The 15189-nt window shown below is 59.3% G+C and carries 16 protein-coding genes and 1 pseudogene; 5 read left to right on the forward strand and 12 right to left on the reverse strand.

Going from position 1 to position 15189, the window contains the following annotated elements; all coding sequences use genetic code 11:
• Nucleotides 1–183: 183 nt before the first annotated feature.
• Nucleotides 184–1236 (forward strand): NAD(P)-dependent alcohol dehydrogenase, encoded by a 1053-nt coding sequence (locus tag ACM6IN_RS24765; RefSeq protein ID WP_007908332.1) that lies wholly within the window; start codon nt 184–186, stop codon nt 1234–1236.
• Here the strand turns inward: ACM6IN_RS24765 and ACM6IN_RS24770 are convergent.
• The 10 genes from ACM6IN_RS24770 to ACM6IN_RS24815 form a co-directional block, all read right to left on the reverse strand.
• The gene (locus ACM6IN_RS24770; protein ID WP_007908330.1) at nt 1233–2036 is read right to left on the reverse strand and encodes an IclR family transcriptional regulator; all 804 of its coding nucleotides are present in this window, start codon (nt 2034–2036) and stop codon (nt 1233–1235) included. The genes ACM6IN_RS24765 and ACM6IN_RS24770 overlap by 4 nt on opposite strands.
• Before the next feature lie 61 nt (nt 2037–2097).
• Nucleotides 2098–3408 (reverse strand): MFS transporter, encoded by a 1311-nt coding sequence (locus ACM6IN_RS24775; protein ID WP_123375485.1) that lies wholly within the window; start codon nt 3406–3408, stop codon nt 2098–2100.
• A gap of 173 nt (nt 3409–3581) precedes the next feature.
• Nucleotides 3582–4730 carry a galactonate dehydratase gene (gene dgoD, locus ACM6IN_RS24780; RefSeq protein WP_007908327.1) on the reverse strand — a complete coding sequence of 383 codons (1149 nt, stop codon included), beginning with the start codon at nt 4728–4730 and terminating at the stop codon, nt 3582–3584.
• Between the two features lie 47 nt (nt 4731–4777).
• Complete coding sequence (locus ACM6IN_RS24785; RefSeq protein WP_095112896.1) at nt 4778–5398, reverse strand: 2-dehydro-3-deoxy-6-phosphogalactonate aldolase; 621 nt, start codon at nt 5396–5398, stop codon at nt 4778–4780.
• 19 nt (nt 5399–5417) lie between these two features.
• Complete coding sequence (locus ACM6IN_RS24790) at nt 5418–6407, reverse strand: 2-dehydro-3-deoxygalactonokinase (RefSeq protein ID WP_414916856.1); 990 nt, start codon at nt 6405–6407, stop codon at nt 5418–5420.
• Between the two features lie 154 nt (nt 6408–6561).
• The gene (locus ACM6IN_RS24795) at nt 6562–7083 is read right to left on the reverse strand and encodes a hypothetical protein (protein ID WP_007908321.1); all 522 of its coding nucleotides are present in this window, start codon (nt 7081–7083) and stop codon (nt 6562–6564) included.
• Between the two features lies 1 nt (nt 7084).
• Nucleotides 7085–7813 (reverse strand): hypothetical protein, encoded by a 729-nt coding sequence (locus ACM6IN_RS24800; RefSeq protein WP_007908319.1) that lies wholly within the window; start codon nt 7811–7813, stop codon nt 7085–7087.
• Nucleotides 7814–7818: 5 nt separating this feature from the next.
• Entirely contained in the window at nt 7819–8313 is a 495-nt protein-coding gene (locus ACM6IN_RS24805) for a PAAR domain-containing protein (protein WP_414916857.1), read from the reverse strand.
• On the reverse strand, nt 8310–8972 hold the full coding sequence (locus ACM6IN_RS24810; RefSeq protein WP_414916858.1) for a hypothetical protein: 663 nt from the start codon (nt 8970–8972) through the stop codon (nt 8310–8312). The genes ACM6IN_RS24805 and ACM6IN_RS24810 overlap by 4 nt, the downstream gene beginning before the upstream one ends.
• Nucleotides 8973–9132: 160 nt before the next feature.
• Nucleotides 9133–9612, reverse strand: coding sequence for a GNAT family N-acetyltransferase (locus ACM6IN_RS24815; protein ID WP_414916859.1), 480 nt, complete (start codon nt 9610–9612; stop codon nt 9133–9135).
• A gap of 225 nt (nt 9613–9837) precedes the next feature.
• Between ACM6IN_RS24815 and ACM6IN_RS24820 the strand changes: the two genes are divergently transcribed.
• From ACM6IN_RS24820 to ACM6IN_RS24835, 4 genes and pseudogenes are all read left to right on the forward strand, one after another.
• Entirely contained in the window at nt 9838–10491 is a 654-nt protein-coding gene (locus ACM6IN_RS24820; protein ID WP_414916860.1) for an HD domain-containing protein, read from the forward strand.
• A gap of 108 nt (nt 10492–10599) precedes the next feature.
• Nucleotides 10600–11853, forward strand: a pseudogene (locus ACM6IN_RS24825) (MFS transporter).
• 25 nt (nt 11854–11878) lie between these two features.
• Nucleotides 11879–12220 (forward strand): hypothetical protein, encoded by a 342-nt coding sequence (locus ACM6IN_RS24830; RefSeq protein ID WP_123375480.1) that lies wholly within the window; start codon nt 11879–11881, stop codon nt 12218–12220.
• Nucleotides 12221–12264: 44 nt separating this feature from the next.
• Nucleotides 12265–12522 carry a hypothetical protein gene (locus ACM6IN_RS24835; protein WP_016986009.1) on the forward strand — a complete coding sequence of 86 codons (258 nt, stop codon included), beginning with the start codon at nt 12265–12267 and terminating at the stop codon, nt 12520–12522.
• 166 nt (nt 12523–12688) lie between these two features.
• Here ACM6IN_RS24835 and ACM6IN_RS24840 read toward each other — a convergent pair whose 3' ends face one another.
• On the reverse strand, nt 12689–13618 hold the full coding sequence (locus tag ACM6IN_RS24840; protein WP_123375479.1) for a PfkB family carbohydrate kinase: 930 nt from the start codon (nt 13616–13618) through the stop codon (nt 12689–12691).
• Entirely contained in the window at nt 13611–15077 is a 1467-nt protein-coding gene (locus tag ACM6IN_RS24845; protein ID WP_414916861.1) for a purine-cytosine permease family protein, read from the reverse strand. Before ACM6IN_RS24845 ends, ACM6IN_RS24840 begins: the two co-directional genes overlap by 8 nt.
• Nucleotides 15078–15189 lie beyond the last annotated feature (112 nt).

Here is a 15189-nt window from a genome sequence, read left to right on the forward strand (position 1 = left end):
CTTCACAAAAAATCACGAAAACAGGGGATGAAAACATCATGGCAGATCCTTTTGCCAATGCGACCGATCAAACCCGCATGCCGGAGGATTAGGCATGAGACCCGGAGGAATCGTCATGGCCGGACCGTCACTCGACGCCCAGAATGCGCCGCCTCAACTGTCACTGCTTTCGCGAGGTTCATCATGTACACCGCCATCGGCTATGCCGCCCAATCGGCCACCACCCCCCTCGCCCCGATGAAGTTCGAACGTCGCAGCCCGCGCGCCGACGACGTAGCGATCGAGATTCTGTATTGCGGCGTCTGCCACTCCGACATCCACCAAGCGCGCAACGAATGGGGCATCGCCGTTTACCCGTTGATGCCCGGCCACGAGATCGTCGGAAAAGTCACCGCGATTGGTGCGAATGTCACCCAACACAAAGTAGGCGATCTGGTCGGGGTTGGCTGCATGGTCGACTCTTGCCGCACCTGCGAAGCCTGCCAGTCGAACCTTGAGCAATATTGCCTCGAAGGCCCGACCATGACCTACGCCACCCCGGATCGGGTCGATGGCAGCAACACCATGGGCGGTTATTCCGACAGCATCGTCGTCAGCGAGCACTTCGTTGTGCGCATCCCGGAAAAACTCGCATTGGCCAGCGCCGCGCCGATCCTCTGCGCCGGCATCACCACCTACTCGCCGCTCAAGCACTACGGCGTCAAGGCTGGCGACAAGGTCGGGATTCTCGGCATGGGCGGTCTGGGCCACATGGGCATCAAGTTCGCCAAAGCGATGGGCGCCGAAGTGACGCTGTTCACCCGTTCGGCAAGCAAGGCTGAAGAAGGCCGCCGTCAGGGTGCCGATCATGTGATCGTTTCCACCGACGCCGAACAGATGAAAGCCGCTGCCGGTTACTTCGACTTCCTGCTCGACACCATTCCGGTGCAGCACGATCTCAACCCGTACCTCGACACCCTGCGCTTCGACGGCGTGCACATTCTGGTCGGTCTGATCGAGCCGATCGATCCACCGGTACACGCCGGCAAACTGGTGATGAGCCGTCGTGTATTGGCCGGCTCGTTGATCGGTGGCGTCGCTGAAACCCAGGAAGTGCTGGATTTCTGCGCCGAACACAACATCACCTGCGACATCGAAATGCTCGACATCCGCCAGATCAACGAGGCTTACGCCCGGATGATTGCCGGCGATGTGAAGTACCGTTTCGTGATCGACATGGCGACGCTCAAGGTTTAAATCTTCAGACCGAGTTCCGCCGACAGCCGGGCTGTGACCCCTTTGATCAGGGGAATCAGCTCGGCCATTTTTTCCAGCGGCATGTACGGCACGGTGCTGGCGATACTGATCGCCGCCACGATGCCCTTGCTCGCATCGCGAATCGGCGCCGCCACGCAGCGGATCGACGGTTCGTTGTCCTCCAGATCGAAGGCGTAGCCGCCGGCGACGTACTCGGTCATGCGCTGCTCCAGCTGTTCCCAGGACTGCTGGGGATGCTGCGGCCAGAACTGACTTTTCCCACCCGCCGGCAGACTGATGTCGTACAGCCGTTGCCAATCTTTCGGCGAATCATCGAGCATCAACGCCTTGCCGATCCCGGTGCGTGCCAGCGGCATGCGATGGCCGACCCGCGAACGCATTTCCGGGCCATTGCGCCCCGGATTCTTCAGCAGATACAGCACTTCATCGCCTTCACGAATCCCCAGGTGCACGGTATCGCCGGTCAGCGCCGACAACTCGTCCAGATACGGCCCGGCCAAGGTCACCAGCGGCAACTCTTCGCGGGCCTGAAAACCCAGCTCGATCAGCTTCGGCCCGAGCAGATAACCGACTTGCGGCACCACGCGCAGATAGCGCTCATCGACCAGACAACTGGCCAGACGATGGGTGGTGCTGCGCGTGGTGCCGATCAGCCGGGCAATCTCCTTGAGATCGCGGGCGCCACTGGCCACCGCTTGCACCACACCGAGGCCGCGCAATAGCGTCTGCGTGCCGGTGGGCGCGGCGTCCTTGGTTTTTTCCGGAGCGTCTTCCTGCATATCCAGCCTTTTACCGTTGAGCGAGGGAACGGGCGGCATTATGGTCGCCCGACGCAGACCACTACAACTCGATACGCTCGACCTTGCCGACCAGCAACACGTAGGACAAGGCACCGATCAATGCGAGAACCGCGATGTAGGTGATCGCCGGCGCGAACGAATCGCCGCTGGCGAGGAAGCCGATGACGATCGGCGTGGCAATTGCCGACAGGTTGCCGATGAAGTTGAACACTCCTCCGGTCAGCCCGAGCAAACGCGCCGGTGCCAAGGTCGAGACCAGCGACCAAGTGATCGAAGCCAGGCCGTTGCCAAAAAAGGCCAGCGCCAGAAAGGCAATCACCAGCGGCGTCGATTCAACGAAGTTGGCACCGATGATCGAGGTGGAAATCAGCAGCCCGCCAATGATCGGCAACTTGCGCGCAAAGCCGACGGTGTAGCCGCGACGAATCAGGAAGTCGGAAAAGAACCCTGAACACAGCACACCAATGAACGCGGCGAGAAACGGTAGCGACGCCAACAGGCCTGACTTGATGAAGTCCATGCCGCGATACTTCACCAGATAAGTCGGGAACCACGTCAGGAAAAACCACAACGTTGAGTTCAGGCAGAACTGGCCGAGGTAGATGCCCCACAACTTGCGTTTGGTCAGAACGATACCGAGATCGGTCCAGCTGAATTTGGCTTTGACCTTGGCCGTTTCCTGCTGAATATCAACGAGGCCACCGCCCTCGCGGATCAAGTCGATTTCCGCTTCGTTGGCGCCTTTGAAATCCCGTGGCTCGCGATACACCGCGTACCAGATTGCTGCCCAGATGATGCCGACCGCGCCGGTGGCAACGAAGACCATGTGCCAGCCAAATTCGTGTTGCAGCCAAGCGAGTACCGGGGTCAGAAATGCCAGACCGACGAACTGCCCCGACGTGTAAAAACCAATCGCCGTGGCACGCTCGCGTTCGGGAAACCACGTCGTCACCACGCGGCTGTTGATCGGATAGGCCGGCGCTTCCAGCGCTCCGACCGCCATGCGCAATACGAACAAAGCAATGAAACTGGCGGCGAAACCGAGCATCACCGTAGCAATCGACCAGAGCAGCAATGCGACGCTGTAAAGAATGCGCGGCGGCACACGATCAACCAGCCAGCCGCCGGGGATCTGCATGGCGGCGTAGGTCCAGCCGAACGCGGAGAAAATCAGGCCGACGTGAATCGGGTCGATACCCAGATCACTGGTCAGCGCGGGTGCGGCAATCGACAGGTTGCTGCGGTCGAGGTAGTTGATGACCACGGTGATAAACAGCAACACCATGATGAAAAACCGCTTACGGCTAGGCGTGACTAAAGACGCCTGCCCGGTGAGGGTTTGCGGTTGCATGGGGAGAGCCTCTTTTTATGTTTATTGAGGTCGGCCTGAGGCCTGATCGTTCCCACGCTCTGCGTGGGAATGCAGCCCGGGACGCTCTGCGTCCCAAAGCGGACGCAGAACGTCCATTGAGGCATTCCCACGCAGAGCGTGGGGACGATCTCATCGGGTGTGTCAGGCAGTACTCACCACTCGGCAAAGCTGCCATCGGCATGACGCCAGATCGGGTTGCGCCAGCGGTGGCCGACCGCCGCGCGCTCGATCACGTATTCCTCGTTGATCTCGATACCCAGGCCCGGTCCGTTCGGAATCTTCACAAAACCTTTGTCGTAATCGAACACCCGCGGATCCTTCACGTAGTCGAGCAAGTCATTGCTCTCGTTGTAATGGATGCCCAGGCTCTGCTCCTGGATAAACGCGTTGTAACAAGCCGCGTCCAGTTGCAAACACGCCGCCAGCGCAATCGGCCCCAGCGGGCAATGCAGCGCCAGCGCGACGTCGTAGGCTTCGGCCATGTTGGCGATCTTGCGGGTTTCGGTGATGCCGCCGGCGTGGGAAGCATCCGGTTGGATGATGTCGACGTAGCCTTCGCTCAACACGCGTTTAAAGTCCCAACGCGAGAACAGCCGCTCACCGAGAGCAATCGGCGTGCTGGTCAGCGGCGCCAGCTCTTTCAACGCTTCGTAGTTTTCGCTGAGCACCGGCTCTTCGATAAACATCAATTTGTACGGATCGAGTTCCTTCATCAGCACCTTGGCCATCGGCTTGTGCACCCGGCCATGGAAGTCGACGCCGATACCGACGTTCGGCCCGACCGCGTCACGCACGGCGGCAACGTTAGCCAGCGCCAGATCGACTTTCTCGAAGGTATCGAGGAATTGCAGTTCTTCGGTGCCGTTCATTTTCACCGCAGTAAAACCACGGCTCACCGCCTCTTTCGCCGCACGCGCGGTATCGGCTGGACGGTCACCACCGATCCATGAATACACACGAATCTTGTCGCGCACCTGACCACCGAGCAGATCACTCACCGACACCCCGAGGGCCTTGCCCTTGATGTCCCACAGCGCCTGATCGATACCGGCCAGTGCGCTCATGTGGATGGCGCCGCCACGGTAGAAACCGCCGCGATACAGCACGGTCCAGATGTCTTCGATGTTGCGTGGGTCTTTGCCGATCAGGTAGTCGGACAATTCTTCGACGGCAGCCGCAACGGTGTGGGCGCGGCCTTCGACCACAGGCTCGCCCCAACCGGTCACGCCCTCATCGGTTTCGACCTTGAGAAAGCACCAGCGCGGCGGGACGATGAAGGTGGTGAGTTTGGTGATTTTCATCTTTTTGTCTCTCTTATAGATGTAGCGCACGCAGCGCCAAAAAAGTCTTAGCGAAGGGCCTTCCACGCGGCCACGTAGGCCTTGGCATTCACCGCCACCTGCTCCGCCGTCATGCCTGGTTTGAACAGACCGGAGCCGAGACCGAAACCCTTCACGCCAGCGTCGATAAACGCCTGCATGTTGTCCGGCGTGATACCGCCGACCGGCGCCAGCACCGTCCCCGCCGGCAACACCGCAAGCCAGGCTTTGACGACCGCCGGGCCCATCTGCTCGGCCGGGAACAGCTTGAGAATGTCCGCGCCCTCCGCCAGCGCCGCGAACGCTTCGGTCGGTGTGGCAACGCCCGGCGACAGGAACAGCCCCGCCGCTTTCGCCGCGCGCAACACTTTGGCGTCGCTGTGCGGCATGACGATCACTTGCCCGCCGGCCTCTTTCACCAACTCGACCTGTTCCGGGGTCAACACTGTGCCGGCACCAATCAGGCAATCGGCGGGCAAGGTCGTACGCAAAATGCGGATACTTTCGTACGGCGAAGGGGAATTGAGCGGTACTTCGATGACGCGAAATCCGGCCGCATACAGGACTTCTCCGACAGCGGCAGCTTCCTGCGGATGCAGGCCACGCAGAATCGCGATCAGACCGTTTTGCGCCAATGCTTGCTTGAGCATGTCAGGCCTCCAGTCAGGGTTAACGGGATGAGGAATCGATCAGTCCGGCGGCCAGCGCCAGTTGCCACAGGCCACGCTCGGTGGCCTGCTCGGCCAGCGTCACGTTGGCGAAACCGCAGGCATCGAGGGCACGGCTGTATCGCGCACAGAGTTGCGCGTTGCCGATGAGGATGATCGAAGGGAGATTCGGGTTGTTGCGACGACGTCGCTGAACCGTGGCGAGCGCCGCCAGTTCATGGCCGATCATCAGGCCGGACAGATAATCCGCCTGCGCGGTCGGGCTGAGTTCGCCGGTCAGGCCCAGGGTACGGGCGCTGAACAAGGTCGACAGCACGCCGAGCTCGCCATCTGCAGACTGCGCAACCTGCACGCCACGGTCAAACGCCAGAGCATCGAATGTCGCACTGTGTTTTTGGGTGCGACCGAGAATGCTGTGTTCACTGAGCACGGCGAACGCTTCACCGGTCATGAAGGTATCGAAATGAGTGATGCAGCCATCGACCACGTCGACCCATTTCGAGTGACTGCCCGGCAGACCGATCAACAGATCGGCACCCGCCTCAATCGGCAGATTCTGCAGCACACCGAGCACTTGGGTTTCTTCGCCACGCATCACGTTCGGTAGACGCGAACGCTGGATCACCCCCGGCACGATATGCACCACGGTGCCGCGCAGGCTGACAACTATTTGTAGGGAATTTCCGAGATTGGCGACGTTCGCCGGCGTCTCGCAGTAGGCTGCTTCACGCCAGCCCTGCGCACTACCGACCATCCCGCAGGCAATCACCGGCAGGTCCGGCTGCGCATCGAGCCAGTCGCCGCACGCCTCGTCGAACGCCAATTCAAAACCATCGGTGCATTCGCCACCGTTGATGTTTCGCGGGGTCTTGGGCAGCTGCATGATCCCGGACGACAGCGCGCGCTGCTCCAGCACCACACCGCCCGTCGCGAGTTTGTAAGCACGTAATGAGGTCGTCCCCCAGTCGAGCGCGATCAATTGCGCCAGCATCGCTTCACCTGTTTTGTTTTTGGCAGTGAGTGCGACGGACTATAGACCTCTCAGGCGCTAAATCTCAATATGTAATTTTACATCCCATATTTTGGGATGATCACATCTACCCACTCTCCTCGAACAGATCCGTGATTCACCGTTATCAATATCACTACTGACGCTCTATCGCCTGAACGAAAACACTGGCAGGAATATTCATTGATTTTGAGTAATACGGACCGTAAGCGTAGGCAGCAGTCCTGAATTTACATGCCACGACCTGACGCGCGCTCAATACCATCAACAGTTGTTTTTTATTGAAGTACGTACTCAGCGTTCCACCGTCCGGTGTATGCACCGCAGAGACCTCAGCCGAATACACATATGGCCCCGCAGCAGATTCATTTAATACCGCGACGACCTCCCCTTCGAGATACCGGGTCAGGTCCTGTTTTGTTTCGAAGAAGCCACTCTCATCCATTGAACAGATCAAGGCATTGCCGACCTGATGTTGGCCGGCATTGATCTCGAAGAATCGCAACAGATCAGTCATTGAACTGAAGCGAACATCCAGAAGAGCACTGTGTCCAGACTTGGTAACAGAAACAAATTCAATTTCGGTCTCTGGTAATGGCACTCTTTTTGCGCACGAAGCACACAAACAAAGAACTAGAATTGCAAGCAACACTCGCATGTCAAGACTCCAGATATTTGATCATTTTTTCAGCGATGAGATCACATGCGGACTGTTCGCCAAGAATCCTCGCCTTGAACATTACGCCTGCATCTTCGTGGTTGGTGTCTACCGCTTTATTGATATCAGGACCCGAGCTCATGACCCAGCGTTCTCCCATCTCGGCGACATCATCGGACTGATTGGGTTTCGCCGGTGCAGCCAATATATTGATCCAGTACTCTGCACCAGGCTTCGGGGTGGTGGCGTAAATGTCTGAAATCAGCCAGACACCCAGTCCGCCGCCCACTGGATCAAGCGTGACCAAGGACTTAACCGTAAATCCCTGTTCTTTGAGTATGGCTGCCAGATGAGCGCCGTTCCATCCTCCCAGACTGTGACCGACGATACTTATATAAATTGATTTATCACCTTTCAGATAACTCAGCACATACTTTTCTATGTCTTTCTTGCCGCGCACATCCTTATAACTAAGGTACACCGACTTTATTTTTCCAATTTGCGCGTCGCTGAATTTTTTAGGCAATAAAACCTGCGCACTGGTTACGTTACCGTGAGGTGGTTGATCTTGATAATACGGTTCCTTGTCTCCAGCACCGCCGATGAAAAACACGACGATTTTTTTGATTTTGATTGCCACAGCTTTTACAGTCTGGTCGGTTTTGCAAGTCAACTCATGACTCACCACCTCGTTTTTGCAATCTTTGAGTGCAGGGTTTGCGACTTCCATTTCGATCACTCTACAAACAGTTTTATGGTTTCGGCCAAATGAGAGCTGACCATATGAGTAAAGCCCTGCTCATTGGTGATCCCATGTTCCATGCTGCCATCGCCCCGTTGAATCACATAGGGATGATCGGGCACGGGCTCGCCAGTTGCTTCATTAACCACTTGCAACCTGTCCGTAAAATGCACTGGCATCGGCAACAACCCGCTAAACGCTGCCCCGCCGCCACTCTGGCCAATAATCACAGTCCCCGAACCACCGACCACAACATTGCCGTGGCCGCCGGTGCTGTCGAGCGTCGCGGCATTCAAGCCGTTGATGAAAACGGTGCCGGAAACGGCCCCGGTAATCGGACTGCCGCACGCCGATTTATCGGTCATGCGCGCGGCGGCGAGGCCGTCGAAGAAGACGTTCGGCGAGCCGGAAACAATCGGGTTGGTGCTATGGCCTGGCAATGGGCAGGCGGTCGGGTCGGTGACGCGTGCAGCGGGTTTACCACTCAATTCAAAGCTCCTTGCTTCAGAGGTTCCGGGTGCAGCTGATGAATATCGATGTCGGTCGCGGCGAAGCGCCAGCGGTTGTCGACGGGGTCGAACAGGGCGTGGCAATGCTCACGGCTGGCGGGTGATGCGGCGGTTTGCAGGTGTCGCCAGGCTTCGTCGGTTTGCCATGCCAGTTCAGCCGGCGAGGCGTCGTCGAGTTCGTTGAGCCAGGCGTTGTAGTGGCGCAGGTGATTACGCTCGTAAGTCGATTGCAGCAGTTCAGCCATCTGTGCGCCGAGGTCGAGATGATGCTGGGCCGTCCACTGGCCGATCTCGGAATAGACGTACCAGCCCATCGGCATCAACCCGCGGTCCTTGAGCAGCGAATGCCCGACAGGGGCGACGAAACCGCAACAGACGTGCAGCGTCAGCCAGCCTTGATGAGCGTCGATAAACGCCGTCGGATCGAAGGTGCGCAGCGGTATCACGCGGTAATCGGCGAGCCCGGCACTGCGGCTCATCAACTCGGCATCAAGGCGTGACACGAACGCACGAATGGCAGTGCCACCCGTGCTGTTCGTCGTACAGAGAATATCGACCGGTTGACGCTGGGGGTTGTCGCTTGAGCCTGAGTTCTTCACCAGGCCATACAGACGCATTGACGCCCGTAGTCCGCTCATCGCCGGTCACTCGTTGACGCAGCGAAGGCTCCACGGGCGTGGAGAAATTGTGCCAGAGGCATTGCAGGTGTCGTCCGTGAGTGCGCAAAAATGGCGCGTAGAATGCCGAACTAGAGCGGTACCGACAATCGAATTAACACTGAATCGCCATCATTGTTGATCAGCCCTCGGCGAACTCGCGCAAGACCTTGCCATCCATGCGATAGCGCACCCACTCTTCCTGAGGTTGCGCGCCGAGGGATTTGTAGAATTCGATCGCCGGCGTGTTCCAGTCGAGCACGCTCCATTCGAAGCGGCCGCAGTCGTTGTCGCAGGCGATTTTCGCCAGATGGCGCAACAAGGTTTTGCCGGCACCGCCGCCGCGTTGATCCGGGGTGATGTAGAGGTCTTCGAGGTACAGGCAGTTGCTGCCCAGCCAGGTCGAGTAGCTGAAGAAGAACACGGCAAAACCGATTGGCAGCTCGTCGCGCAGGCAGATCAAACCGTGGGCGGTGGCGCCTTCGCCAAACAGGCTGCGTTCGATGTCGGCAACGCTGGCGATGACTTCGTGGCGGGCCTTTTCGAAATCGGCGAGTTCAGTGATGAAGGCGAGGATTTGCGGGGCATCGCTGGGGGTCGCCGGGCGGATTTCGATCGTCATGGACGGGCCTTGTCGGAAAAGGAAAACGCCATACTAAGGCCGTGCGCGGCGCTCGTCACATGGCAAAACACACACTACCCTGCGCACTGTTACAAACATTGCAGTTCCCTGTGGGGGCTTGCTCGCGAAAGCGTCCTTTCAGTCAGCTGCATTGTTGATTGACAGACAGCATTCGCGAGCAGGCTCGCTCCCACACAGGGACTTCGACAATCTGAAAGGATGCTTATGAACCGTGAGTTTTTTACACCCGTGGAGGCACTGGCAGCAGAGTTGCTGCCGCATGCATTGGAGCCGTCCGACGACGGCGCCCACGACCTCGCCCACTTGCAGCGCGTCTGGCACAACGTGCGTACGTTGCATGAAGAAGAAAGTGGAGATCTTGAGGTGCTGTTGGCCGCCGTGCTCTTGCACGATTGCGTGTCCGTCGAGAAGAATTCACCGCTGCGTTCGCAGGCTTCGCGGCTGGCGGCAGATAAAGCTTCGTCAGTGCTGGCCGATCTGAACTGGCCCGAAGAAAAAATCGCGGCCGTCGCCCACGCCATCGAAGCCCACAGCTTCTCCGCCAACATCACTCCGCGCACCCTCGAAGCGAAAATCGTCCAGGACGCCGACCGCCTCGACTCGCTGGGCATGCTCGGCGTCGCCCGTACGTTCTACATCGCCGGGCGCATGGGCTCGGCGCTGTACGACCCGCAGGATCCCGAAGCGAAACAGCGCGACTACGACGACAAGCGGTTTTGCCTCGATCATTTTCAGACCAAACTGCTGCACCTCGCCGACGGTTTCCAGACTGCCGCCGGCCAGCGTCTGGCGCAGGTCCGTCATCATCGTCTGAAGGGTTTCATGGAGCAATTCAAGGAGGAGATCGGCATCGCTTGAGCATTACTCCGGCGTGCAGTGATCCTGACTTCGCCAAGCTCAGACCTAACCCGCCGGCCCGACATGTTAAACAGACGACGCTGATTTTTCCGGTCAAGGAACCGCGTCATGTCCCAAGCCCCAACCCCCGTGCCAGGCAAGCTGTTCGGCCTGTTCTGTCTCGCCAGTTATCTGCTGTCGCTGTCCTATGGTTCGACGTTTTTGCTGTCGTTGTTGATCGGCTCTCGCGGCGGCAATGAGCACGATGCCGGCAGTGTGATTTCGGCGGCGATGCTCAGTACATTTGTCGCGGTGCTGATGTCCGGGCATCTGTCGGACTGGCTCGGCGCGGCGCGCTCGATTGCACTGTTCGGGCTGTTGCTGGTCGCGGCGAGTCTGGGCTTTGCGCTGACGCCGGGGTTTGGTCATCTGTTGTTGTTTTACGGTTTGTTACTGGGATTGGGCTGGGGTGTTTTCTACACCCTGGGGCCGATCATCGTCGCCAGTCTGGTGACGCCGGCGCAGCGGGCCAAGTAGTTCGCGCTGCTCTCGGGCAGCATGATGACCGGCATTGGCAGCGGCCCATTACTCGGGCGTGCAGCCAGTGCCTTGGGGTTGCCAGTGACCTCGGCGTTTTATCTGGCGGCGCTGGCAAGCCTGATCGGTGTGCTGCTGTTCTGGCATCTCGGTGCTCGATTGAAAAGCACACAAGCCACGTCTGCCGCGAGAATCACCTGGCAAGCGACCACTCAAGTGCTCGGTTCACGAGCGCTGTTTGCGATCATCATGGTTGGTCTCGGCGGCTGCGTATTCGGCGGTCTGTCGAGTTTTCAGACCAGTTACGCGGCGGCGCGCTCGCTGGATTATTCGTTGTTCTTTCTCGGTTTCATGAGTGCCGCGATCAGCAGTCGGATGCTGATCTCGGGATATGTCGTCAAGCGTGATCCATTACGCGCATCGTGCCTGCTGTCGGGACTGATGCTGGGTTCGATTGTGCTGTTCGCGTTCGGTGTGCACAGCGGATTCAGCTATCTGTTGGCGGCGCTGATGCTCGGCGTCGGTTATGGCCTGACCTATTCGGTGATCAACGGCCTCGCCGCCAACGAAGCACCGGCCGGCACCACATCGCAGGCGTTGTTGCTGTTCAGTCTTTCGTACTTCATCGGTGTATTTGGTTTCCCGCTATTGGCCGGGAAAATCATCGTCGAGCACGGCATGAGCACGCTGCTTTTGACGGTATTGCTCGTCGCGTTGGCCAACTGGCTGATCACCCTTGGCCGCTTGCTCTGGCGACGGATCAGTCTGAAATCGGCGCAGGCAATCCAGACCGTTCGTCGTTCATCAGGCACCAATCCAATCCGAGGGCAGACCAACGACAGGTAAGGATTCCAATCACTGGAGAAGCCCTATGATCCCGTCAAGGTTGACCGCTTTCATATTCAGCGCCCTGCTCTGCCCTGCGGTTTTCGCCGCATCCGCCACCGCTGCGGGCACCGGCCCTACCGATCCTACCCCACCCCGCGCACCCGCCATCAACAGTGCCCCCGGCATGAACACCGATGGCTCGGGCGTGCCGTTGATCAATCAACCGCCCGCCACCGGCACCGATCCGCGCACTCAGGGCAGTGACCCGGGTCGTCAGGGCGGCATGAACACCCCCGACGCCCCCGCCACGCCAGACAACGCGGGCCCCGGCGTCGGTTCCAAAACCACCACCGGTGGCTCCGGTTCCGAAGGCTCCGGCCAGTAGTTCGCCGACGCGAGCGTCCTATTCAATCCAATGAAGAGGTAACCATGAACGTCGATAAAAACCTGGAAAAAGAAGTCCTCACCCGTCTGTTGCACGCCCATCCGAGTGGTCTGGGCAAGGAGGTGCTGGACAATTACCGGGGCGAGAAAGTCGTGGCCAGCGCCCTCGCCGCCCTGCAGGATCGCGGATTGATTCACCATGGTCATGTGACCTGCAACGAGGCCGGCGAACATTCGTTGAACCTGCCGATCAAGCTCAGTGCCGCCGGCGTTGAGGCGGCGCGCAAGCTGGATCTGCAGTAGTCCTGCGGTCGCTCGTTGCCGATGCGGCGAGCGGCCAATTCAAGTTTTGACTTGAGGCTGATGGCCTAATCGCTGGCAAGCCAGCTCCCACAGGAACCGGGGTGTACACAAATGTGTGTTCACCAAAAAAACTTGTGGGAGCTGGCTTGCCAGCGATGGCGGTAGATCAGGCGCCGCCGGACTCGCGGAAAAACGCATCCACTTCAGTCGCACCCGGTGAAGTCGCCGGCCCCCAGCGCGTCACCGCCAGCGCCGCTGCAGCATTCGCCCGCCGCGCTGCTTCATGGGCAGACAAGCCCTGCGCCAATCCGGCGACGAACACCCCGGCATGGGCATCACCGGCGCCATTGCTGTCCACGGCTTTCACGACAAACCCCGGCACATGCCGACGCTCGTTGGCCTGTTGAATCCAGCAACCCTGCGGCCCGTCGCGCACCACCATCAACACCTCGTTGGGCAGATGCTCAGCGAGACGATCCAGCGCCACGCCAATATCCTCAGCGCCGGTAAACCGCAGCGCTTCAACACTGTTGCTGGTCCACACATCGATGCGCGGCAGCAACGCTTTCATCAGCGGCGAGTCCGGTGATTCAACCAACGGGCCCGGATCGAACACCACGTTGATTGTCGCCGGCAACGCCAATGTCCAATCGAGCAACGCCTGCGCCTTACCCTCGTGGAGCAGGCTGTAGCCGCTCAGATAAACGTAATCGCCCGCCTCGGCCGCGACGCTGTTCAAATCCTCTTCAGTCACTTCACCTTCAGCGCCGATATAGGAAATAAAGCTGCGCTCGGCCGACGCATCGGTCAGCGCCACACACAAACCGGTGTCTTTCATTGCGGGTTCGGTGATGCCGATGTGAATCCCCTCGGCATTCATCGCCTGACGCGCCAGATCGCCGAAACGTCCGGTGCCATGCCGGCCAAGATAAACCACCGGCAAGCCATTACGTACCGCCGCTGCCATTACATTGAAACCGCCACCGGCTTCGAAACCGGCCGACTGCGCGAGCACGTCACCGCCAATCTGCGGCAGTTTATCCACGGCCATGACCAGGTCGATGATGACCTGGCCGGTGTGCAACATCTTAGGCATGAGCATTCTCGGTTGGCGTGGCGCGGCGATCTTTCGCCCCGCCCAGTACAAAGTAAATCCCACCAGCGACGACGAAGGTCACAATCCAGCCGAGGCCGTTGTGGCCCAGCCACGAATCAGACAGAAAGCCTTTGAACCAGACGTTCTCGGCAGTGGTGCCGATGGTGGTGAAGCTGAAGCCGAGGACGATGGCAATCGCCCACGCGCCGAACGCGCGCCACTCGATGCCGCCGCGATACCAATAGGCGCTGCTCGGGCTGACGTCGAGCAGGTCTTTCGGGCTGTAGTAGTGACGGTGAATCAAGTCGACGACAAAGATCCCGACCCACGCGGTGATCGGCACCGCCAGCAGGGAAATGAACGTGATAAACGGGCCGTAGAAGCTGTCGGCGATCAGCATGAAGTAGATCGAACCGGCGAAGATCGCAACGATGTCGACCACCACCGCGTAGACGCGTTTGACCTTCAGGCCGAGGGTCAGCGTGGTCAAACCGGCGGAATACACCGACAGGTTGTTCGACAGCAACAGGCCACCGAATGCGGTGATCAGGTACGGCACCGCCATCCAGGTTGGCAGCATGTCGCGGATTGCCACGATCGGGTCAGTCGCCGAAGCAAGATCGTTATTGCCCACCGACAGCAAACCGCCGAGGGTGATCAGCAACACCAGCGGAATCCCCGCACCGAACGCGGCGGACGCAACCAGACGCACAGCCTTGACGCTGCGATGCTGATAGCGCGACATGTCGGCGCCAGCATTGGCCCAACCAATCCCGGTGCCGGCAGCCATGGTACCGATACCGATGATCATTGCGCTCATCGGCGCGGGCGTGGCGTTGAACACCGCGCTCCAGTCGATGGTCGCGCAGAGGAAGCCACCGACCAGAATGTTCAGCGCACCGAAGACGTAGGTCGCCCACTTCTGAATCACCAGCAAGGTCGCATGGCCGAGGCCGGACACCGACAGGGTCAGCAGAACGAAAATGGCGATGAAGATCAGCGTCAGTATCGGCGCGCTTTTCGCTTCGACCGGCGAGCCGAACAGGATCGAGCACAACGACAGCAGCACGAATGCAGCGGTGGTGGTGTTGACCGTTTCCCAGCCCAGACGCGACATCAGCGAGACCAGTGTCGGGCCGATATTGCCGCGCACGCCGAAGATCGCTCGCGACAACGTCAGGCTCGGTGCGCGGCCACGACGGCCGGCAATCGAGATGATCCCGACCACGGCAAACGAACCGGCGGCACCGATGATTGCGACGATGATTGCCTGCCAGATCGCCAACCCGCGAAACGCGACCAACGTGGCACCCAGCGGCAGACCGAGGATGGAGATGTTGGCAGCGAACCAGACCCAGAACAATTGCAGCGGATGGCCGTTGCACTCGGCTTCCGGCACCGGCTCGATGCCGCGGGTTTCCAGTTGCCCGGCGCTTTGCCCGGCGGATGATGAACTCATGAAGGTGCTCCTGTTTGCCTTTTTTGTGGTTGTGGCAATGATGCAAAACGACAAGACATCGCGGCCTTCCTCGGCCTGTCTGCGCGATCCATTGCGGGTTGAAAATTCGAAA

Origin of the sequence: Pseudomonas sp. IT-P395 (genome assembly GCF_949767675.1) — a bacterium.
Lineage (GTDB): Bacteria > Pseudomonadota > Gammaproteobacteria > Pseudomonadales > Pseudomonadaceae > Aquipseudomonas.

What these genes read in the sequence shown, in the direction of transcription:
- ACM6IN_RS24775 (WP_123375485.1), bottom strand. Translation starts at nt 3,408, where the DNA reads ATGCAACCGCAAACCCTCACCGGGCAGGCGTCTTTAGTCACGCCTAGC.
- ACM6IN_RS24845 (WP_414916861.1), bottom strand. Translation starts at nt 15,077, where the DNA reads ATGAGTTCATCATCCGCCGGGCAAAGCGCCGGGCAACTGGAAACCCGC.
- ACM6IN_RS24820 (WP_414916860.1), top strand. Translation starts at nt 9,838, where the DNA reads ATGAACCGTGAGTTTTTTACACCCGTGGAGGCACTGGCAGCAGAGTTG.
- dgoD (WP_007908327.1), bottom strand. Translation starts at nt 4,730, where the DNA reads ATGAAAATCACCAAACTCACCACCTTCATCGTCCCGCCGCGCTGGTGC.
- ACM6IN_RS24770 (WP_007908330.1), bottom strand. Translation starts at nt 2,036, where the DNA reads ATGCAGGAAGACGCTCCGGAAAAAACCAAGGACGCCGCGCCCACCGGC.
- ACM6IN_RS24830 (WP_123375480.1), top strand. Translation starts at nt 11,879, where the DNA reads ATGATCCCGTCAAGGTTGACCGCTTTCATATTCAGCGCCCTGCTCTGC.
- ACM6IN_RS24790 (WP_414916856.1), bottom strand. Translation starts at nt 6,407, where the DNA reads ATGCTGGCGCAATTGATCGCGCTCGACTGGGGGACGACCTCATTACGT.
- ACM6IN_RS24795 (WP_007908321.1), bottom strand. Translation starts at nt 7,083, where the DNA reads ATGCGAGTGTTGCTTGCAATTCTAGTTCTTTGTTTGTGTGCTTCGTGC.
- ACM6IN_RS24815 (WP_414916859.1), bottom strand. Translation starts at nt 9,612, where the DNA reads ATGACGATCGAAATCCGCCCGGCGACCCCCAGCGATGCCCCGCAAATC.
- ACM6IN_RS24810 (WP_414916858.1), bottom strand. Translation starts at nt 8,972, where the DNA reads ATGAGCGGACTACGGGCGTCAATGCGTCTGTATGGCCTGGTGAAGAAC.
- ACM6IN_RS24800 (WP_007908319.1), bottom strand. Translation starts at nt 7,813, where the DNA reads ATGGAAGTCGCAAACCCTGCACTCAAAGATTGCAAAAACGAGGTGGTG.
- ACM6IN_RS24840 (WP_123375479.1), bottom strand. Translation starts at nt 13,618, where the DNA reads ATGCCTAAGATGTTGCACACCGGCCAGGTCATCATCGACCTGGTCATG.
- ACM6IN_RS24765 (WP_007908332.1), top strand. Translation starts at nt 184, where the DNA reads ATGTACACCGCCATCGGCTATGCCGCCCAATCGGCCACCACCCCCCTC.
- ACM6IN_RS24835 (WP_016986009.1), top strand. Translation starts at nt 12,265, where the DNA reads ATGAACGTCGATAAAAACCTGGAAAAAGAAGTCCTCACCCGTCTGTTG.
- ACM6IN_RS24785 (WP_095112896.1), bottom strand. Translation starts at nt 5,398, where the DNA reads ATGCTCAAGCAAGCATTGGCGCAAAACGGTCTGATCGCGATTCTGCGT.